This window comes from Halomonas profundus (genome assembly GCF_020865425.1).
Taxonomy (GTDB): Bacteria; Pseudomonadota; Gammaproteobacteria; order Pseudomonadales; family Halomonadaceae; genus Vreelandella; species Vreelandella titanicae.
The window spans coordinates 2,292,639-2,309,747 of sequence record NZ_CP086344.1; the positions used below are offsets into that span (position 1 = coordinate 2,292,639).

General features: G+C 53.6%; 13 protein-coding genes. 8 read left to right on the forward strand and 5 right to left on the reverse strand.

Features of this window, described 5'->3' with window-relative positions:
• The 4 genes from metG to LMS44_RS10260 form a co-directional block, all read right to left on the reverse strand.
• Positions 1 to 2,037: a methionine--tRNA ligase gene (gene metG, locus LMS44_RS10245; protein WP_022523640.1), complete on the reverse strand. Its 2,037-nt coding sequence runs from the start codon at positions 2,035 to 2,037 to the stop codon at positions 1 to 3.
• Positions 2,038 to 2,141: 104 nt separating this feature from the next.
• Positions 2,142 to 2,423 carry a hypothetical protein gene (locus tag LMS44_RS10250; RefSeq protein WP_022523639.1) on the reverse strand — a complete coding sequence of 94 codons (282 nt, stop codon included), beginning with the start codon at positions 2,421 to 2,423 and terminating at the stop codon, positions 2,142 to 2,144.
• 127 nt (positions 2,424 to 2,550) lie between these two features.
• On the reverse strand, positions 2,551 to 3,732 hold the full coding sequence (locus LMS44_RS10255; RefSeq protein WP_009286584.1) for a 1-acyl-sn-glycerol-3-phosphate acyltransferase: 1,182 nt from the start codon (positions 3,730 to 3,732) through the stop codon (positions 2,551 to 2,553).
• Positions 3,733 to 3,825: 93 nt separating this feature from the next.
• Complete coding sequence (locus LMS44_RS10260) at positions 3,826 to 4,755, reverse strand: recombination-associated protein RdgC (RefSeq protein WP_027959295.1); 930 nt, start codon at positions 4,753 to 4,755, stop codon at positions 3,826 to 3,828.
• Between the two features lie 141 nt (positions 4,756 to 4,896).
• On the opposite strand from LMS44_RS10260, the gene LMS44_RS10265 reads away from it, so the two are divergent.
• The 8 genes from LMS44_RS10265 (at position 4,897) to LMS44_RS10300 (ending at position 15,968) form a co-directional block, all read left to right on the forward strand.
• Positions 4,897 to 5,346, forward strand: a complete 450-nt coding sequence (locus LMS44_RS10265) for an acyl-CoA thioesterase (protein ID WP_022523637.1) — start codon at positions 4,897 to 4,899, stop codon at positions 5,344 to 5,346.
• 152 nt (positions 5,347 to 5,498) lie between these two features.
• Positions 5,499 to 8,243: a DNA gyrase subunit A gene (gene gyrA, locus LMS44_RS10270; RefSeq protein WP_027959296.1), complete on the forward strand. Its 2,745-nt coding sequence runs from the start codon at positions 5,499 to 5,501 to the stop codon at positions 8,241 to 8,243.
• On the forward strand, positions 8,227 to 9,330 hold the full coding sequence (gene serC, locus LMS44_RS10275; RefSeq protein ID WP_278370624.1) for a 3-phosphoserine/phosphohydroxythreonine transaminase: 1,104 nt from the start codon (positions 8,227 to 8,229) through the stop codon (positions 9,328 to 9,330). The genes gyrA and serC overlap by 17 nt, the downstream gene beginning before the upstream one ends.
• A gap of 6 nt (positions 9,331 to 9,336) precedes the next feature.
• Complete coding sequence (gene pheA, locus LMS44_RS10280; RefSeq protein WP_009286587.1) at positions 9,337 to 10,428, forward strand: prephenate dehydratase; 1,092 nt, start codon at positions 9,337 to 9,339, stop codon at positions 10,426 to 10,428.
• Positions 10,429 to 10,433: 5 nt separating this feature from the next.
• Entirely contained in the window at positions 10,434 to 12,713 is a 2,280-nt protein-coding gene (locus LMS44_RS10285; RefSeq protein WP_278370695.1) for a bifunctional prephenate dehydrogenase/3-phosphoshikimate 1-carboxyvinyltransferase, read from the forward strand.
• Positions 12,706 to 13,404, forward strand: a complete 699-nt coding sequence (gene cmk / locus LMS44_RS10290; RefSeq protein WP_022523601.1) for a (d)CMP kinase — start codon at positions 12,706 to 12,708, stop codon at positions 13,402 to 13,404. The genes LMS44_RS10285 and cmk overlap by 8 nt, the downstream gene beginning before the upstream one ends.
• 183 nt (positions 13,405 to 13,587) lie before the next feature.
• Positions 13,588 to 15,267, forward strand: coding sequence for a 30S ribosomal protein S1 (rpsA, locus tag LMS44_RS10295; protein ID WP_008957327.1), 1,680 nt, complete (start codon positions 13,588 to 13,590; stop codon positions 15,265 to 15,267).
• 326 nt (positions 15,268 to 15,593) lie between these two features.
• The gene (locus LMS44_RS10300) at positions 15,594 to 15,968 is read left to right on the forward strand and encodes a histone-like nucleoid-structuring protein, MvaT/MvaU family (protein ID WP_022523599.1); all 375 of its coding nucleotides are present in this window, start codon (positions 15,594 to 15,596) and stop codon (positions 15,966 to 15,968) included.
• A gap of 88 nt (positions 15,969 to 16,056) precedes the next feature.
• Here LMS44_RS10300 and LMS44_RS10305 read toward each other — a convergent pair whose 3' ends face one another.
• Positions 16,057 to 16,887, reverse strand: coding sequence for a helix-turn-helix transcriptional regulator (locus LMS44_RS10305; protein WP_027959300.1), 831 nt, complete (start codon positions 16,885 to 16,887; stop codon positions 16,057 to 16,059).
• Positions 16,888 to 17,109: the final 222 nt, after the last annotated feature.

The window sequence follows — 17,109 nt, forward strand, 5'->3', positions numbered from 1 at the left end:
TTAGGTTACCCGCTGACCCGGCTCGGCACCTGCATCGGGAGAGAGCAGGTAGATGCCATCTTCGTTAGCAGAGGCCAGCACCATGCCTTCCGATACGCCGAAGCGCATTTTGCGCGGAGCCAGGTTGGCGACCATGACCGTTAAGCGGCCTTCCAGGGCTTCCGGGGCGTAGGCGGAGCGAATGCCGGAGAAGACGTTGCGGGTTTCGCCACCCAGGTCGAGGGTCAATTGCAGCAGTTTGTCGGCGCCTTCTACGTATTCGGCTTTGGCAATACGCGCAATGCGCAGGTCGACTTTAGCAAAGGCGGCAAAGTCGATTTCCTCGGCGATAGGCTCTTCCGCCAGCGGGCCTTTGGGCGCTTCTTTCAATTTTTGCTCTTCCACGAGATCTTCCTTCGACGCTTCAATCATGGCATCGATTTTATCGCGTTCAACGCGTGTCATCAGCGGTTTGAATTTATTGATTGGGTGATCAGTGAGTACGCTTTGACGAGTGTGCCAGTCCAGCGACTCAACGTTAAGAAAAACACGGGCCTCTTCAGCCATGGCGGGTACCACAGGAGCCAAATAAACCATCAACTGGCGGAACAGATTAATGCCTACCGAGCATATCTCAAGCACCTCTGTGTCACGGCCATCCTGCTTGGCCAGCGCCCAGGGTTCTTTATCAGCAATATAGGTGTTGGCTTCATCCGCCAGTTCCATAATTTTGCGCATTGCCCGGCTAAATTCCCGGGCTTCAAAGTCTTCGGCAATATCATCACCGGCGGCAATAAAGCGGGCGACCATCTGTGGCTCAGCGCAGTGGCTTGAGAGGCTGCCACTGCCGAGCTTTTTAACAAAACCGGCGCAGCGGCTGGCAATGTTGACCACCTTGCCGACTAAATCTGAATTTACCCGCGCGGCAAAATCGTCCAAATTCAGATCCAGGTCATCAACTTTGGAAGTAAGCTTGGCGGCAAAGTAGTAGCGCAGGTATTCCGGGTTGAGATGGTCGGCGTAGGTGGCGGCTTTAATAAAGGTGCCGCGGGATTTCGACATCTTGGCGCCGTCTACCGTCAGGAAACCGTGGCAGTTGACGGCGGTGGGGGTGCGCAGATCCGCGCCATGCAGCATGGCGGGCCAGAAGAGCGCGTGGAAGTAGACGATATCTTTGCCGATAAAGTGATATACCTCGGCATCAGAGCCTTTGTTCCAGTAGCTGTCGAAGTCGATACCTTCGCGGTCACACAAGTTCTTGAAGCTGGCCAAATAGCCAATTGGCGCATCCAGCCAGACATAAAAGTATTTGCCCGGGGCATCGGGAATTTCGAAGCCGAAGTAGGGCGCATCCCGGGAAATATCCCACTCGTTAAAGCCAGACTCAAACCACTCCATCAGCTTATTGCGGATTTGCGGCTGCACATGGCCGTCGTCAATCCAGCCCTGCAGGAAGTCGGCAAAGTCAGGCAGTTTAAAGAAGTAGTGGGTCGATGTACGTACTTCGGGCGTTGCGCCTGAAATGGCTGAAACGGGGTTGATCAAGTCGGCGGGAGTATAGGTAGCGCCGCACTTTTCGCAGTTATCGCCATACTGGTCTTCAGCGCCACATTTAGGGCAGGTGCCTTTAATAAAACGGTCAGCCAGAAACAGGCCTTTCTGGGGGTCAAACATCTGCTCGATATCACGGGTGGCAATATGGCCTTTATCCCGTAAGCGCTTATAAATCATTTCGCTGAAGTGGCGGTTTTCAGCGGAGTGGGTCGAGTGGTAATTGTCGAACCCAACGCCAAAACGGGCAAAGTCTGTTTGGTGATCGTTGGAAACCCGCTCAATCAGGGCTTCAGAGGTAATACCTTCCTGCTCGGCACGCAGCATAATGGCGGTGCCATGGGCGTCATCGGCACATACGTAGTAGCACTGCTGGCCACGGCTTTTCTGGAAACGTACCCAGATATCAGTCTGGATATACTCAAGTAAGTGACCGAGGTGAATGGCTCCGTTGGCGTAAGGGAGCGCGCTAGTCACCAAAATGTTGCGCGTGGCGGTAGTAGACATGGTGAAGGTTAATTCCGAGTGAATAAGGGTGCCGGTCAGGCGATAGTAAAAAAGACGGCGAAGTCGCTAAACGCTTCGCCGATACCGTTACGTCCTAGCAACGATTAATAAAGCGCTTGCTCTTCTTGAACGACTTCACGCAGCAGTTCTAAAAAGAGCTTATCAGCCTCAGAGTGTTCAGCCGGGTCTTCCGGTATATGCACGCTGGTGGTATCGGAAATTTCGTTGGCAATCCGCGCCATCACCGCAGGGCTATTGCCTTCGGTCAGCTGTTCTCTGGCAATCGCCAGTGATTGCTCAAGGATCTTTGGATCTTGCAGCAGCTTACGAATAAAGCCACGTAGCTCGTTGATGATACGTGTTTTCTGAATTTCTGAACCGGACATGGGGGTCTCCTTAGGATCGCAATTGACGACAGCGCCATGCGAAACCAATCAATGCGTCGACCATAGCATTTTTTCCGCCAACGGGCATGAATTGCCCGTTATTAAAATGGCAGCTTAAAACGCTGATTTAGAGCGTTAGTCGCCCTGCCTTGTGTTTAACAGGGTTCGCGTACTGGGCAAGCCAGTAGGGGCGCAGAGGCTCCGGCACTTCGGCAAGCCGGGCATTAAAGCGTTCACGGTCTTGTCGAGTGATGGCTTTGCGTGCCACCAGCTCCGGTGCTTCGCCCAGCGCCTCTAAAGCCAAATAATGGCTGGGGAACAGTCGATAGCCACCAATCACCTGGCGGTCAATCTCAGCAGCGACTTCGTCGGGCGTGGCCATATCAGAACCTACCGGTGTGCCAAAGTGCAGCCGTACACGCCCTTTGGAGCCGGTAATGCCGGCTACAATGGAGCGAATATCTTCAAACTCACTTTTAGCGTAGCTACCCAGTGTGTCGATATCGTGCAGCTCCTGGGCTTTTTGGACATCGCAGGGGTCGTATTCATAGCTAATCGATACCGGCACCAGCTTTAACTCAGCAATTGCCTCGCCAAATACCATGTCTCGTTCTGCGGCTCGCCTGGCCATGATCAACATTTTGATAATGGCGGGCTCAGTGTGATCGATGCCGTTCTTGGCCCGCCCTTCCCGCTGTGCCATCCAGATTGAGTGCTGGTCTTCGGTAATGGTATGGCGAATATAAGCGGAAAGTTGCTGGTATGCTGCCAGCATAGCCCGCTTACCTCGGGCGCTGCGTGGCACGATAAAGCTTTTATTAAGCCGCATTAGATCTGTGACATAGGGCTTTTTAAGCAGATTGTCACCGATCGCGATACGCACGGTATCGCGGTTTGCTTGATACAGCGCATAGTTGACGAACGCGGGATCCAGCGAGATATCGCGGTGGTTACCTATGAACAGGTAAGCGCCGTTGGCGTCGAGTTTGTCGAGGCCGGTAACTTCAAAGGCATCCGTGGTGGTGCGAATCATGCGCTCCATGTAATGGGCAATACGCATTTGAAACTCATAAACCGTCGTTACGTCTTTGACTTCACGACGTACGGCACGGCTGGCAAAAACACGCGCCAGGGATGGTGCCCAGCGCGCCATGCGAGGCAGCCGAAAGCGGGTCAGTGCATCCAGCAGCTCGTTGTCCCGTGAGAGTCTGGCCAGCACATCGGCCACTTCATGATCCATAAAGGGCCGAATATCGGCCCACGGGTCTGTCTCGGTAGAGGCGTTGGTAGCGTTGTTGTGATGAGTCATGCGAACCGTTGGATGATAAATAGTAAATATCGATTAATAACATCGAGGCGAAAAGACGACTTCGGATAACAGTCTTGAATGACTATAGAGCCCTTACTGCGCCGCGGGTTCCCGCTGTGTCTCGCCGCCAAGCCACTCTATCAAGCGTGGAATATCGGTAGATAGCGCCTGCGCCATTAGAATAAAGTCTGTTTCCAGACGGGCAAGCGCGTCGTCTCCGTCGTCAGCGTGATCGGCTTCTTCAATCAAGGCATCGCCAAAGCGCAACGATTTCAGCGCCAAATCATCGTGTAACACACAACTTAGCCGTCCTTCCAGGCTAATCGCGAGTTTACTGGCTTGGCGGCCGGTCTCAAGCAGTTGCTGAATTTCATCGCTGTCTAAATCGACCTGACGAGCGCGCAGTACACCGTCATCACCTTTAGCTTTGAGTTCAACCTGGTCACCAAGCTGAAGATCGGCCGGGCGACTGGCCGCGTCACCTAGCCAAGTGGTCATGGCGCGAATAGGCAGCGTCTGTGAACTCAGTGGGGTGACTTTTAGGCTGCCTAGGGTTTCGCGAAGCAAATCCAGAATATCTTCGGCGCGGGTGCGTGAACTGGCATTGATGCCTATCATCTGGCCGCGAATGTCCCACCAAAGATCAATTTTCTGACTACGCACAAAAGCGCGGGGCAATAAATTCTCGGTTACCTGCTCTTTTAACGCGGTCTTCTCTTTGCGGGTCACTTTGCGGCCTTCGCTGGCCTCAATATCCGCCACCTGCTCATCGACTTCCTCTTTTACAACAGAGGCGGGCAGTAGGCGCTCTTGACGCAGCGCTGAAAGCAGCCGATGTGATTGAATTTCGTGAACAAGCTGCCCTGCGCCCAAACGTCCAGCAGGTGCAGTCCAGCCCAGGCGGCGTGCGTCGGCGTTGCCGAGTGGTTTGGCGGCATGCTCTTGTAAAGCGCTAGCGAGCTCATCGCTGGATAATTCGGGCGCGTCGTGCAGGCGGTATAAATGCAAGTGCTTAAACCACATGGAGCCAATCCTGTTTAAAAGGTGGCACATTATGGCGAAAGCGGGGCATTCCTACCAGCGGCTGTCACCAATCGTCTCTGTTGCACGTGTTTCAAACTTGTGTTTGATTGAATCGTTGCCAATCACTATAGAGGAGTCGATATGAGTGCATCGCTGTCGCGAGTTCATTTACGCGTTAGAGGCTATCATCTGGATGGCTATGGGCATGTCAATAACGCTCGCTATCTTGAGTTTATGGAAGAAGGGCGCTGGGACTTCTTTGATCAACACCCAGAGATGATCAAAGAGCTCCATCAGGCCGGGCGGGCATTCGTCGTCGTCAATTTGAACATTGATTATCTGGCCGCTGCCCGCCAAGGGGATGATTTGGAAGTGATGACCGGGATCATCGACGTTGGTGAGCGCAGCGGGCTTTGCCACCATCGTATTGTTCGTAAAAACGGTGGGCGTAAGGATGGCACCGTCATCGCCCGTGCCGATTTAACCTTCGTGCTACTCGATATGCGCGCCAACAAGGCCGCTGCAATCGAAGGAGAGGTGCGTGAGGCGTTAGCCGCGTTAACCTTGGGGAAAGAGGCATTTAGCGTCTAAACGGCTTTGGTGAGCTCCCTGGCTGCCCTTGCTGCTTTTGCGGTGGTATGATGTCGCAGTATTTGCGCGCCGCTCTATGGTAATTTCAGAGCGGTGTTTACCAGCGCTTTCAACTCTCGCAGTGCCAATGCAGTGCAAAGGATCTGACTTTCATGGGTGACATCGCCAGAGAAATCTTGCCCGTCAATATTGAAGACGAGCTTAAACAGTCGTATCTCGACTATGCGATGAGCGTCATTATCGGCCGCGCGCTTCCAGATGTGCGGGATGGCCTTAAACCGGTTCACCGGCGTGTGCTGTTTGCCATGCATGAACTGGGTAATGATTGGAATAAACCGTACAAGAAGTCGGCGCGTGTCGTCGGCGATGTCATCGGTAAATACCATCCGCACGGTGATAGCGCGGTATACGACACTATCGTACGTATGGCGCAGCACTTCTCGATGCGCCATGTCCTGGTCGACGGTCAGGGCAACTTCGGTTCTATTGATGGGGATAACGCGGCCGCCATGCGTTATACCGAGGTGCGTATGTCGCGCCTTGCCCACGAACTGCTTGCTGACCTTGAGAAAGATACCGTCGATTGGGTGGATAACTACGACGGTACCGAGCGTATCCCCGCCGTATTACCCACCAAGGTACCCAACCTGCTAATCAACGGCTCGTCGGGTATCGCGGTAGGTATGGCAACCAATATTCCACCGCACAACATGCGTGAAGTGATTGACGGCTGTTTGGCCCTCATCGACGACTACACGCTGTCGGTAGATGACTTGATGGAGTATATCCCCGGGCCTGACTTCCCCACCGGTGCCATTATCAATGGCCGCGCGGGCATTTTGTCGGCGTATCGTACAGGCCGTGGACGTATTTATGTGCGCGCTTGCCATACCATTGAGCACCACGACAAAACCGGTCGCGATCACATCATCATCACCGAACTGCCTTATCAGGTGAATAAGGCGCGGTTGATCGAGAAGATCGCCGAGCTGGTGAAAGAGAAGAAGATTGAAGGCATCGCCGAACTGCGCGATGAGTCGGATAAAGATGGTCTGCGCGTGGTGATTGAAATCAAGCGCGGTGAGTCCGGCGAAGTAGTGGTCAATAACCTGTTTGCTCAAACGCAGCTGCAAAACGTGTTCGGGATTAACATGGTGGCGCTGGAAAATGGCCAGCCACGCACGCTCAATCTTAAAGAGATGCTGGAAGCCTTTATTCGTCACCGGCGCGAAGTGGTTACCCGGCGCACACTGTATGAGCTGAAAAAAGCCCGTGAGCGTGGGCATCTGTTGGAAGGCTTGGCCGTCGCTATCTCGAATATCGATGAAGTGATTGAGCTGATCAAAGCCTCACCCAACGCGGCTGAAGCGCGTGAAAAGCTGCTCGCCAAGACTTGGCAGCCCGGTCAGGTGACTGCCATGTTAGAGCGGGCCGGGGCTACTTCTTGCAAGCCAGAAGAGCTGGAAGAGGGTTTTGGTTTAAATACCGCGGCCACCTCTTATCGGCTTTCTCCTGCCCAGGCGCAGGCGATTCTTGAGCTACGCCTGCATCGCTTGACGGGACTTGAGACTGAGAAGCTGCTTGATGAATACCTCAGCATTCTTGAGAAAATTGCCGAGCTAACCGAGATCCTGGCCTCTGCTGACCGCTTGATGGAAGTGATTCGCGAAGAGCTGCGGGCGGTTCGTGATCAGTTTGGCGATGACCGTCGTACTGAAATTCAGGCTAGTCACCTCGATTTGTCGATGGAGGACTTAATCGCCGAAGAGGACATGGTGGTAACCGTGTCGCGTTCAGGCTATGCCAAGACGCAGCCGCTGTCGGATTATCAGGCTCAGCGCCGTGGTGGCCGCGGTAAGTCCGCAACGGCCATGAAAGACGAAGACGTGATTGAACATCTGCTGGTGGCCTCTACTCATGACACCGTGCTGCTGTTCTCAAATCGCGGCAAAGTGTACTGGCTGAAGGTGTACGAAATGCCCAACGCCAGCCGTGGATCGCGGGGTAAACCGCTGGTGAATATGCTGCCGCTTGAAGAAGGTGAAGCGGTCAACGCCATCTTGCCGGTGCGCGACTACAACCCTGATAACTACATCTTCTTTGCTACAGCCAAAGGCACCGTTAAGCGGACTAGCCTTGAGCAGTTCTCGCGCCCACGCAGCGTTGGCCTGATTGCCATTGACCTGGAAGAGGGTGACCGCTTGGTTGGTGCGGCGATTACCACGGGTAATGACCATGCCATGCTGCTGTCGTCTAACGGCAAGGCGATTCGCTTTGAAGAGGGCAAAGCCCGCGCCATGGGGCGTACTGCCCGCGGGGTGCGTGGTATGCGCCTAGCCGGCGACGCGGAAGTCATTAGCCTGATTATTCCTAAAAGCCAGCAGATCGACGCCGAGGCGGATGCCGAAGGGGAAACGCAAGACGGTGCCCAAGAGAGCACTGTAGCCGAGACCGCCGTTGGTCAGATCTACATTATGACCGCCAGTGAGAATGGTTACGGCAAGCGCACGCGCCTGGAAGAATTCCCGCTGCGTGGTCGTGGTGGCCAGGGTGTCATCGCCATGCAAACCAGCGAGCGTAACGGTTCGCTCGTGGCGGCGATGCAGGTCTATGACAGCGATGAAATGATGCTGATCACCGACCGCGGCACGCTAGTGCGTACCCGTGTGGAAGAGGTCTCGACCACATCACGGAATACCCAGGGCGTGATGCTGATTCGTCTTGGCAAAGAGGAGAAGCTGGTCAAGACGGTGCGCGTTGATGAACCGGAAGAGAGCGACGAGCTAAGCGCTCTTGAAGGAGCGGGTGATCCTGAAGAAAGCAGCCTTGAAGACGCACAGGCGAATAAAACATCCGATGATGCACAGGAAACGGGGACTGATGACACGTCACTATAATTTCTGCGCAGGGCCAGCGGCCCTGCCAGTGGCCGTGCTGGAGCGCGCCCGGGAAGAATTGCTGGACTACCAGGGGCGCGGCCTTTCAGTAATGGAAATGAGCCACCGCAGCGATGAATTTATTGCCATTGCCGAGCGCGCCGAAGCCGACTTTCGTCATCTGTTGGGCGTGCCGGATAACTACCGCGTGCTGTTTCTACAGGGCGGCGCCAGCTTGCAGTTTGCCATGCTGCCGATGAACCTGTTGGGTCAAGGCGGTAGAGGCAATTTTATTCAGACCGGCATCTGGGGCAAGAAGGCGCTCAATGAGGCCAAGCACCTTGGTTTTGATTGCCATGTGGTTGCCAGCAGTGAGTCCAACGGTCATACGGCGGTACCCGCACAAGACGAACTGCGGGTGAGCGCAGATGCTGCCTATTTGCACTACACCTCTAACGAGACAATTGGTGGCTTGGAATTTGATTATACGCCGCATATTCAGCGTGCCGATGGTGCTCACGTGCCGCTGGTCTGCGATATGTCGTCGAACATTCTGTCTGGGCCCATCGACGTTAGCGAATTTGGCGTTATCTACGCTGGGGCACAGAAAAATATTGGCCCCGCCGGGTTAACGCTGGTGGTGGTGCGTGACGACCTGCTAGGTAAAGCTAGGGCCAATATACCTTCGCTATTTGATTATCAAATGCTGGCGGACGCTGGTTCGATGGTCAATACGCCCCCCACTTACGCTTGGTATTTAGCCGGGCTGGTGTTTCAGTGGCTGAAGGACGATATTGGCGGATTGGCGGCGATGGACGCTATCAATCAGCGTAAGGCAGATAAACTTTACGCAGCGATTGATGCCAGCGAGCTTTATAGCAATCCAATTGCTAAAGCCAACCGTTCGCGCATGAACGTGCCCTTTGTACTGGCCGATTCGGCACTGGATAAAGCGTTTTTACAGCAGGCCGATGCGACGGGGCTGCTTAATTTGAAAGGTCATCGCAGCGTGGGCGGTATGCGTGCCAGCCTTTACAACGCGGTGCCTGAGTCTGCGGTAGATGCCCTAATTGCATTTATGGCCGATTTTGAAAAAACAAGGGGCTAAATCACCATGTCCGACACGTCGATCAATCTGGATGAGTTGCGCCAGCGTATCGATCAGCTCGATAGCGATATTCTGAACCTGATCAGTGAGCGCGCCAGCTGTGCCCAGCAGGTGGCCCATGTCAAGCTAGCTGAAGATAAAGATGCGGTGTTTTATCGCCCTGAGCGAGAGGCGCAGGTGCTTCGGCGCATTATGGCGTTGAATAAGGGGCCGCTCGATTCAGAAGAAATGGCGCGGCTGTTTCGCGAAATCATGTCGGCGTGTTTGGCGCTTGAGCAGCCGGTAAAAGTTGCTTACTTAGGCCCTGAAGGTACCTTTACGCAACAGGCGGCGCTCAAGCACTTTGGTGAAAGCGCTGTTAGCCTGCCCATGGCAGCCATCGACGAGGTATTTCGTGAAGTAGAGGCGGGGGCCGTACACTACGGCGTCGTGCCGGTGGAAAACTCCACCGAAGGGGTGGTTAATCACACCCTGGATACTTTTATGGACTCCTCGATCAAAATTTGTGGCGAGGTAGTGCTACGTATTCATCACCATTTATTGGTCAGTGAAACGACGCGCCGCGATAAGGTCTCGCGTATTTACTCGCACCCGCAGTCGTTTGCCCAGTGCCGTAAATGGCTGGATGCTCACTATCCCCATGCGGAGCGCGTGCCGGTTTCCTCTAATGCGGAAGCGGCCAAGTTAGTCAAAACCGAGTGGCATAGTGCGGCGATTGCAGGTGATATGGCGGCCAAGCTTTATGGGCTTGAGCACATTGCCGAAAAAATTGAAGACAGCCCGGATAACTCCACGCGGTTTTTGATTATTGGCAACCAGGATGTGCCCATGGCAGGAGAGGATAAAACCTCTATTGTGGTTGCCATGCGCAACCAGCCGGGAACGCTGCATGCGCTGCTGGAGCCTTTTCATCGCCACCAAATTGATTTAACGCGCCTTGAAACGCGTCCTTCGCGTACCGGTGTGTGGAACTACGTCTTTTTTATCGACTTTAAAGGCCATCGTGATGAGCCCGAGGTCGCGGCAGTGCTTGAAGAGGTGCAGCTACGAGCGGCAGATCTACGCGTGCTGGGCTCTTACCCCATAGGCGTGCTGTGACGTTAATGGCCGAAGACGGTGTAAAAACATCAGGCTGTCATGAGTCGCGTCTATTGATTGTTGGTCTGGGATTGATTGGTGGTTCGCTAGCGGCAGCGCTGCGCGCGGTAGGGTTTCAGGGTCAAATTGTTGCCTGTGACCCTGACGAAGCTGAGATTGCACGCGGTATTGAGATGGGGCTGATCGATTCAGGCAGTACCCACCTTGATGAGCAAGTCAATGACGCCACCATGGTAGTGCTAGCGGTGCCGGTGCTCGCCATGGAGAGCGTGATGGCAAGCTTGGCCGAAGCGCTACCTAACGCGTCGGCTGACGTTGTGATTACCGATGTTGGTAGTACCAAGGCGACTATCCGCGCCTGCGCTCAGCGTGTATTTGGCCGGGTACCCACTAATATGGTGCTGGGGCACCCTATTGCCGGTTCAGAAAAAAGCGGTGTGGCAGCGGCGAATCCGCGTTTGTATGTAGACCACAAGGTTATTTTGACACCTGAGCTGAACGTCGACCGTGAGGCTTTGCAGCGCGTGCGCTGCTTATGGGAAGCCTGTGGTGCCGATGTGCTGGAAATGGACGTAGAGCGCCATGACCAAGTGTTGGCGCGTACCAGCCATTTGCCGCACTTGCTGGCATTTTCGCTGGTGGATACGCTGGCCCGTCAGGATGAGCGGCTAGATATTTTTCGTTACGCAGCGGGCGGCTTTCGCGACTTTACCCGTATCGCGGGAAGCGACCCGGTGATGTGGCGAGATATTTTTATTGCCAACAAGCAGGCGGTGTTAGCATCGCTGGATGATTTTGAAGCGGGGCTCTCTCGATTGCGTCATGCGGTAGAAGCCGGTGACAGCGATGCGCTGATTGCCACCTTTGATCGGGCTAGCCACGCCCGGCACTATTTCGACTCTTTATTGAACAAAACCAGTTATCAGGCGGAATATCATATGCAACCACAAGGTAAGGTCACCTACCGTGTGCAGCCGGGCGGTCAAGCCCAGGGGCGTTTGCGCGTACCTGGCGATAAGTCCATGTCGCACCGCTCTATTATGTTGGGCGCGCTGGCTGAGGGTGTCACTGAAGTAAAAGGCTTTCTGGAAGGTGAGGATAGCCTGGCGACCCTGCAGGCGTTTCGGGAAATGGGTGTGGCGATCGAAGGGCCGCACCAGGGCCGCGTGACGATTCACGGTGTGGGTATGCATGGCTTAAAAGCCCCAGCAGGCCCGCTCTATGTAGGTAACTCGGGCACCGCCATGCGGCTTTTTTCAGGACTGCTGGCAGGCCAAGCGTTTGATAGCGAGCTGACCGGCGATGAGTCACTAACCAAACGGCCTATGGGGCGCGTGGCTGACCCGCTGCGCTTGATGGGCGCAACCATTGATACCGCTGAGGGCGGGCGTCCGCCGTTGAAGATTCATGGTGGCGCCAAGCTTAAAGGCATCCATTACGATATGCCCATGGCCAGTGCCCAGGTAAAATCTTGCCTGTTGCTGGCGGGGCTGTACGCCGAAGGCGAAACTCGAGTGCGCGAACCTGCGCCGACCCGCGACCACACCGAGCGTATGCTCAATGGTTTTGGCTATGCGGTTTCCCGTGAGGGCGATACCTGCTGGCTCAAAGGGGGCGGTAAGCTCACCGCAGGCCCCATTGATGTGCCTTCGGATATTTCATCTGCAACCTTCTTCTTAGTGGCAGCTGCCATTACCCCAGGCTCAGATATCACCCTTGAACACGTCGGCATTAATCCCACCCGGATTGGCGTAATCAATATTCTTACCCTGATGGGGGCGAATTTGGCGTTAGAGAATGAGCGCGAAGTGGGTGGCGAGCCGGTGGCCGATATTCGTATTCGCTATGCGCCGCTGAAAGGCATTGATATTCCCGAAGAGCAAGTGCCGTTAGCCATTGATGAATTCCCCGCGCTGTTTATTGCCGCCGCTAATGCCGAGGGTGTGACCCGTCTTAGAGGCGCTGAAGAGCTGCGGGTCAAAGAGTCTGATCGCATTCAGGCCATGGCCGATGGCTTGGCTGTGTTAGGTGTGCAGCACACCGTTGTAGACGACGGCATCGATATTGTCGGCAATGGCGATGCGCAAAAAGCGAGCTACGGCGGTGGGCGTGTCGATAGTCTGGGCGATCACCGTATTGCTATGGCGTTTGCGATTTCATCACTACGTGCAAGTGCAGAAATTGTGATTGAAGACTGCGCCAATGTGGCGACCTCATTCCCTGACTTTGTCGAATTAGCCACGCGTATTGGCATGGGCGTTAGCGTGGAGGGCGCGCATGAATGATCGTGTTGCTGCTGCTCCCGTTGTCACCATTGATGGGCCTGGCGGCGCAGGTAAAGGTACGATCAGTGGCTTGGTGGCAGAGCGCCTAGGCTGGCATCTTCTCGATAGTGGCGCACTTTATCGACTGACGGCTCAAGCAGCAGTTAAGCACAACGTAGCCGTTGACGACGAGTTGGGCCTGGCACGCTTGGCAGAGCAGTTAGATGTGGCGTTTCCTGTTGAAGAGGGACAGCCACGTACACTGCTTGAAGGTGAAGATGTTGGCCAGGTGATTCGCACCGAACAGGCCGGCGAGCGAGCTTCTCAAGTGGCGGCACTGCCCGCGGTGCGCCAAGCCCTGCTACAGCGCCAGCGCGATTTTTGCCAAGCGCCGGGCTTGGTGGCGGATGGTCGTGACATGGGTACCGTGGTGTTTCCTGACGCGGCGCTGAAGATTTTTTTAACCGCCAGCGCCGATGAACGGGCGCGTCGACGCTATCTGCAGTTGCAGGAAGCCGGGGTGGATGCTAGTCTTTCGAGTCTTTTAAAGGAGATTCAGGCACGCGATGCACGCGACACGCAGCGCAGTGTGGCTCCTCTCAAGCCGGCAGATGATGCCATTACGCTTGATACCACGCGCCTGAGCATACCGGAAGTGGTTGATCGACTGACCGAACTGCTCGCCCAAAAAGGGCTGGTAAGCGGCGTCTGATTCTCCCTTGCGGCGCTTTTGGATAGGTGTCACGACGTGGCAGGGCACTAAACTCACATCGGTGAGCCCGGTCAGGTCTAACCAGCGTTAACACCCCCAAAGGCTGAGTGACATTAGGCCCGCACTTGCTGGTGGTGCGGAGAAGGCATTTATGCCTCAACAACGTAATTACGTAGGAACACCATGAGCGAAAGCTTTGCTGAGCTGTTTGAACAGTCTCTTAACGACATCAACATGGAGCCAGGCGCTATTGTCGCGGCTCAGGTTGTCGACATTGACGGTGACTGGGTTACTGTCAACGCTGGTCTGAAATCTGAAGGTCAGATCCCTGCGTCACAATTCCGCGATGAGCACGGTAATCTGAACATCGCTATCGGTGACGACGTGCACGTTGCACTTGAAGCCGTAGAAGATGGTTTCGGTGAAACGCGTCTGTCTCGTGAAAAAGCCAAGCGTGCAGAAGCTTGGAAGATTCTTGAAGCAGCCTTCGAGAAAGACGAAATCATTAAGGGCGTTATTAACGGTAAGGTTAAAGGCGGCTTCACTGTTGAAGTTGACTCTATCCGTGCCTTCTTGCCGGGCTCGTTGGTTGACGTTCGTCCAGTTCGCGACACTGCGCACCTGGAAAACAAAGAGCTGGACTTTAAAGTCATCAAGCTCGATCCGAAGCGCAACAACGTTGTGGTATCACGTCGTGCGGTTCTGGAAGCAGAGAACAGTGCCGAGCGCGAAGCGCTGCTGGCAACTCTGCAAGAAGGTCAGCAGATCAAGGGTATCGTTAAGAACCTGACAGACTACGGCGCTTTCGTAGACCTGGGTGGTGTTGACGGCCTGCTGCACATTACAGACATGGCGTGGAAGCGTATTAAGCATCCGTCCGAAATCGTTGCCGTTGGCGATGAGATCAACGTCAAAGTTCTGAAGTTTGACCGTGAACGTAATCGCGTTTCACTGGGTCTGAAGCAGTTGGGCGAAGATCCGTGGGTCAACATTAAAGAGCGTTATCCAGAAGGCATGAAAGTACACGCGGTCGTCACTAACCTGACTGACTACGGCTGCTTTGCCGAGCTGGAAGAGGGTGTTGAAGGTCTGGTTCACGTTTCTGAAATGGACTGGACTAACAAAAACATCCATCCGTCTAAAGTCGTTCAAGTGGGCGATGATGTTGACGTCATGGTGTTGGATATCGACGAAGAGCGTCGTCGTATTTCTCTGGGTATCAAGCAGTGCACTGCTAACCCGTGGGAAACCTTCAACACTGACTACAACAAGGGTGACCGTGTTTCCGGTACCATCAAGTCAATTACTGACTTCGGTATCTTTATCGGCCTAGAAGGCGGTATTGACGGTCTGGTTCACTTGTCTGACATTTCTTGGACTGATACTGGCGAAGAAGCTGTACGCAGCTTTAAGAAAGGCGATGAAGCTGAAGCCGTTATCCTGTCTATTGATCCTGAGCGTGAGCGCATCTCGCTGGGCATCAAGCAGATGGATTCTGACCCCGTTGCTGAGTACCTGTCAGTCAACGATAAGGGCAGCATCGTAACGGGTCGCGTCATTGAAGTTGATGCTAAAGAAGCTCAAGTTGAATTGGCGACTGACGTTATTGCTGTGCTGAAAGCCTCTGAAATCAGTGCTGACCGCGTAGAAGACGCGCGCAATGTGCTGAATGAAGGCGACAGCGTAGAAGCCCGTATCGTAAGTGTTGATCGTAAGAGTCGTCAGATCAATCTGTCGGTAAAAGCGAAAGACCAAGACGATACGCGTCAGAACCTGAAGAAGATGCGTGAGCAAGAGCCGGAAACTGCAGGTGGCCCGACCACCATCGGTGATTTGATCAAGCAGCAGATGGGCCAAGACTAATTATCGATTAGTTATTGGTTTGTAAAAGCGCCGCCCTTATGGGCGGCGCTTTTGTTTGTAGTGGTTGAGTGCTTGTAATAGCTCTACGGTAGGTGTGTATAGTCGCCATGTTCTATTAGGGTTAAACTCTTTAAGCAGCAATTGAGTTTTAAAAAAACGATTAGTAATTGAGTGAAAATCAACTAGACTGTTGTCAGTTACTCTTTTTACAGGAATAATGTCCCTGCATTCTGAACTAGTGGGTGTCAAGGTTGTCAATCTGCACCTCAGTTAGATCCCATTCAGCTGAGCCCCATTCAGTTGGATAAGCTATTAAAGGAACCTCGATGTCATTACTTAACGAATATATCCAAAAAGAGCAGCAGCTAAAGCAGCTTCAGGAAGATTTGCAGCGCTTAGAAGGCGACCAGCGTCTAAAAAGTGAGTTGGAATTTAAGGCCAAACTTGAAGCGCTAATGACTGAGTTTGGCAAGCGCCCAGGCGATGTCATTGCCTTATTGGATCCGGCTGCTGACCAGCGTACGGCTAAAACCACAGCCAGTGGCAATGCACGTCGTAAGCGTCGTCTTAAAATTTACAAAAACCCCAAAACGGGGGAAGTCATTGAGACTCGTGGCGGCAACCATAAGGGCCTGCGTAGCTGGAAAGATCAGTATGGCGATGAAACCGTCGAGTCTTGGCTGGAGCGCATGGAAGACTAAGTTAGTTAACAACCGGCATTTCTGTACAGGAATGCCGGTTTTTTATTGCCCTGTGTTCAGCTATATCGCTAAGACGTGGCCATCACTGCTAGGCTATTAAGGGAATACGAAGTTCTAAATGGTTCGCTTTCCATAATACCTGCGGAGGGTGGCCGCTAACGTGACAGACATTTTTCTTGTGAAGTAGATACATGATGGTATGCATCAACGCGCTATTTAGATCAGCTAAGTCGTCAAAGCACGTGCTCGCGTAGTGGTGGGTGGGAATGTCGACCCGCCGGTAGTGCACTGGTAACGCAATGTCTTGTGCATTGTCCGTATCCGATAGGTAAAGACCAAAGTCGGTACGGTATGAATGAAAAAATTCACTATTAAGTGCATTAGCCTTATCTGCGAGTATGTCGGGCAGTGCAATGACGGTCGTTGATAGTCTAAGGCGCGCCTGTAAGCACGCTAGCTGCTTATTCTGATAGCTGGCATCCCCTAGCCCCTTAATATGCGTGGGAGCTTTGTAGAGTCGCATTAGGATCATTTGGCGGTCATTGCTTTTTTCGATGCGCGTGTTAAAAACAGGATGCGGTTTTGGCTGAATGAGCGTGGTTTTCAGGGTTTGTCGAAAATGGCGCGGACTCAGCTGATAGCGACGTTGAAATGCCCGGGAAAACGACGAGTGGTTATGGTACCCGCAACGTATCGCAATTTGCGCTATATTGAGAGGAGTAAGCCCTAGCAACACCGCTGCGCGCTCCAATCGCCTTATTTCACGGTAGGCGCTAGGTGAGATGTCAAAGCTTTGGCGAAATTGGCGCCGAACTTGGGAAGATGAATACCCTATGTGATTCGCAAGGTCTTCAATACCGAGTGGCTTATCAAGTGTGTCCTGCAGCCAGATCTCAGCTCGTGTCATCGCGTTGAACATTATCTGGCCTCTAATACGTGAATCATACAGGTCGTGCTTATCTTGCCTGTAATGCACTCTCCCAGTGCGTTAGTGTTGGTAACCTGGCTGAAAGGAAAAAGTTCAGCTTACTGATGAGAGTGGAATCTCTATTCAGGCTACTTGTGGGTAATGTTGATGCGAGGCATCAATTAATGCGTTGTCGCTGACTGTGACGTGTTTGATAAATGTGTGGGTTACCCT